1 protein-coding gene is annotated in these 1,095 nt (G+C 64.8%); it reads left to right on the top strand.

Features of this window, described 5'->3' with window-relative positions:
• Window positions 1-67: 67 nt before the first annotated feature.
• Window positions 68-1,000, top strand: a complete 933-nt coding sequence (locus tag OWC48_RS45910; RefSeq protein WP_282525912.1) for a tyrosine-type recombinase/integrase — start codon at window positions 68-70, stop codon at window positions 998-1,000.
• Window positions 1,001-1,095: the final 95 nt, after the last annotated feature.

Below are 1,095 nucleotides of genomic sequence, written 5' to 3'. Positions count from 1 at the left end.
CGCTGTACGTGAAGGTCGCGGCCTCGCAGCTCGCTGAGGTCGCGCTCCCCTTTCCGGGAGGCGCCGCATGACCGTCTTCGCCGCATTCCTCGACGACAAGGTCGAGCGCTACATCAAGCTGCGCCGCTCCCTCGGCTACGCCTTCAACAAGCAAGCCGGCACGCTGCGGGCTTTCGTTCGCTACGTCGAGCGATCTCAGCTGGGTGCGCCCGCCACCCGGACGATGGCGCTGGACTTCGTCCTGTCGTTCGGTGGCGCCGCCGACAGCCGCGCGGTCCGTCACGGCGTGCTCCGCCGATTCTACGAGTACCTGGTCGTCTACGACCCCCAGACCGAGGTCTTGGAGCGCAAAGCTTTCCCGCGGTCCAGGGCGATTCCGCCGCCGCGCATCCTAAGTGAGGCTGAGCTGACGTCGCTTATCGACGCATGCAGCTTCATTTCGCCAGGGAACCCTCTCAGGGGCCGCACGATGGCGACGCTAATTGGATTGTTGGCCAGCACGGGATTACGATCGGGCGAAGTGGTCGGCCTTGATCGCGGCGACGTCGATCTGACCAACGGGGTCGTCCTCGTCCGTAAAACCAAGTTCCGTAAAGACCGCCTGATTCCTGTTCACCCAACGACCCAGGCAGCCCTTCGTCGATATGCCCGTGAGCGCGACACCGTGTTTCCCAGGCCCAAAGGCGAGGCCTTCTTCCTCAGCTCGCGAGGCTGCCGTCTGTCGGCGACCGGCCTGCAAAGCAACTTCGCTAAGGCCCGCAAGCTCGCGGGTCTTGACAATGGCAAGCCTCTGCGACCGCACGATCTCCGGCACCGGTTCGCGGTGACCAGGCTCAGGCTGTGGCACCAACAGCGCGCAGACGTCCAAGCGCTGCTGCCCTTACTCGCCACCTACCTCGGCCACGCCAACTATAGCGACACAGCCTACTACCTCACCGGCTCGTCGGATCTCCTCGCCATCGCGGCTGAGCGCGCCTTCCTCGACGGAGGCGCGGCATGAACGAACACCTCCTGCTGGCGCCGCTCCTGGAGTCGTACTTTCGTCGCCGGTTGACCAAGCAGCGCAACGCGACCTCCGCGACCTTAGCCAGCTAT

The sequence above is a fragment of the Bradyrhizobium sp. Arg816 genome (genome assembly GCF_029989365.1).
GTDB lineage: Bacteria > Pseudomonadota > Alphaproteobacteria > Rhizobiales > Xanthobacteraceae > Bradyrhizobium.
Note: the sequence above shows the minus strand (reverse complement) of the source record. Positions and strands in the feature narration are given on the sequence as shown.

Bases quoted from the DNA above. Each gene is read 5' to 3' on its own strand.
- OWC48_RS45910 (WP_282525912.1), top strand. From the start codon at position 68: ATGACCGTCTTCGCCGCATTCCTCGACGACAAGGTCGAGCGCTACATC.